The following is a 2219-nucleotide window of genomic DNA, read 5'->3' as shown; positions in this document are numbered from 1 at the left end:
TGCGTTTTGCATAAAGTTGGCGTAAATTCTCTAAATAGTGGGGTACTTACATATAAGCCTCACTCGAAACAATTAAGACCTCGCCTCTGTGCGGGGTTTTTTTATTTATATCCACATTATTAATAGGGTATACTGCGCCCGAGGTATGCTCAGGTTGATACGCACTATCGACTTTCCAAAAGAAACTGAGCGTACCTCACTGATGTGAAGTGGCCGCCGGGAAAGACCGGCAACCATTCAAGCCCTTGAGTTAATAGCCCAGGGGCTTTGCCGTTTCTGGGGATTGTGACGAGGCTATCAACAAAAATGAGTTGCGTTTATTAGCCATTTATATTTCTCATGTAAACTATATCTTGCTGTGATAGTTGCCTATGGTTAGCGATTGTTGGCTCAGTCGCACCACCTATCTCGCATCCCCCGCCAGAGGCTAACTATCACAGCACCTAATTCAAGGCCCAGCCCTAACCGGTTGAGCTTTTTGCTTTCTACATTCGCACATACCAATTTTAAGGCTCACTTCGGTGGGTCTTTTGCATTTCAAAGGTATGCGGTCAGCACATTGGTAGGTGTTGACGCCGGAAAAACCACACTATCGGCAAATAGTGTGGTGTGAGGCTAATCAACTATTGGCTTCTTTTTTCCTTTATCATAATTCTCTCACCATCTGTAACCGTAGCAAGCATTTCACATGCAGAGGCACTAAAGTTTTTTCCGCCCGATTCAAAGGATAACTCAATGGTTCCACCTGAGTTGAAAACAACATGGTGGAAAATCTTCCCGTCCTTTTGCTCAATATTGTAACTTTGAATATCAACTATATTTTCAATCCCATAAGAGAGGAAAGTTTTCATGTCTGTTGAAATTGGCTCATCAGAAGAAATGGTTCTCATTCCGTCTGAGTCTGTTGAAATAGTGACGGTGCCTTTAGGCTTAAATGTTATATGTTTTGATTCGGTCATTCTTAATGCTCCGATTATTGAAATAACCACTCCCTTTATTCAGGTAAGTGACGCGTAAGGTTAAGAAATAAAAATCCTGCATGGATCGGGATAATTACAGCAATAACAACCTTAACGACTTAACCATATCACCAGTAGGGCCTTCGCAGCCAGACGTACTCAGGTGCTACTTTCAGGCTGCGTTATTGCATGGCCTTTACCGTTTTAGCCCATCAGTCACCCAATCAACTCCACACACACACTTAACTGACGAGTGGCTGCGCTGGTGGGCTAAATTCCTCAAATCATTAACCCCGGAGTCGGGATATGGAAAATCACAATTTGCCACCCGGTTCCGGTATGGCTATTTTGTTATGGCTAAAAATTAACGCACCCACTATTTATGGCGTTGGCGCTTCGATCTGCCTGGCTGCTCTCGTAACACTGAAGGACGGCGCGGCTTGGCGAGATTGTCTTTATGCAGGTGGTATTTGCGGAGTGATATCCCTCGGCGTTATTAACTCGCTGGAATTGTTCGGCATGAGTGAATCAAACGCTCTTATCGTTGGTGTAATTATCGGTGGCATGGGAGTCGAGCGCTGTTTATCAATTCTCCGCACATTTGCAAGCATGAAGACCAATACACCTATTGATAGGGATGAGAAGAAATGAAGACTAATTTTCGTTTCAGTGCTCGCAGTGACAATAATCTCAAGGGCGTTAATGCTGACCTAGTGAAAGTTGTGCGACGCGCCTTGGAACTATCAACGGTTGATTTTGGCGTTATTGAAGGTCTCCGCACGGTAGAACGACAAAAAGAGCTGGTGGCCACCGGCAAAAGTCAGACCATGAACAGCCGCCATATTACCGGCCACGCTATCGACGTGTTTGCTTATCCAACTGCAGGCGGTTCATGGGAATGGAAATACTACGAGCAGATAGCAGCAGCATTCAAGCAAGCTGCCAAAGAGGTTGGCGTTCCTATTGAGTGGGGTGGTAGCTGGCAGACACTGAAAGATGGGCCTCATTTCCAGCTTCCATTTAAAGACTATCCGGCATGAATCGGGTAACGGCAATACTTATTGCTGGGCTGGTTGCTTCATTATTTGGGCTGACCTATTACCAATCCCAAACGACAAAGCTCAAGCGTGATGTGGCAGAAATAACAGCAGTAGCCAGGCAACAACAAACCACCCTCGACCAGATAGAGGTCACGCGCCAAGCCGTAGCTGCTATTGATATCAAATACACCAAGGAGTTGGCAGATGCCAAATCTGAAAA

4 protein-coding genes are annotated in these 2219 nt (G+C 45.3%); 3 read left to right on the top strand and 1 reads right to left on the bottom strand.

What is annotated here, in order from left to right:
• Positions 1-623: 623 nt before the first annotated feature.
• A complete protein-coding gene (locus tag AEP37_RS23320) occupies positions 624-959 on the bottom strand; it encodes a hypothetical protein (RefSeq protein WP_049615562.1) in 336 nt (111 codons plus the stop codon).
• Between the two features lie 306 nt (positions 960-1265).
• On the opposite strand from AEP37_RS23320, the gene AEP37_RS23315 reads away from it, so the two are divergent.
• The 3 genes from AEP37_RS23315 to AEP37_RS23305 form a co-directional block, all read left to right on the top strand.
• Complete coding sequence (locus AEP37_RS23315) at positions 1266-1610, top strand: phage holin family protein (RefSeq protein WP_049615561.1); 345 nt, start codon at positions 1266-1268, stop codon at positions 1608-1610.
• The gene (locus AEP37_RS23310; RefSeq protein WP_049615560.1) at positions 1607-1999 is read left to right on the top strand and encodes a M15 family metallopeptidase; all 393 of its coding nucleotides are present in this window, start codon (positions 1607-1609) and stop codon (positions 1997-1999) included. Before AEP37_RS23315 ends, AEP37_RS23310 begins: the two co-directional genes overlap by 4 nt.
• Positions 1996-2219 (top strand): lysis system i-spanin subunit Rz (locus AEP37_RS23305; RefSeq protein ID WP_049615559.1); only part of this gene is annotated, 224 nt, incomplete at its 3' end. The genes AEP37_RS23310 and AEP37_RS23305, both read left to right, overlap by 4 nt.

Origin of the sequence: Yersinia pekkanenii (assembly GCF_001152565.1) — a bacterium.
Classification (GTDB): domain Bacteria; phylum Pseudomonadota; class Gammaproteobacteria; order Enterobacterales; family Enterobacteriaceae; genus Yersinia; species Yersinia pekkanenii.
Note: the sequence above shows the minus strand (reverse complement) of the source record. Positions and strands in the feature narration are given on the sequence as shown.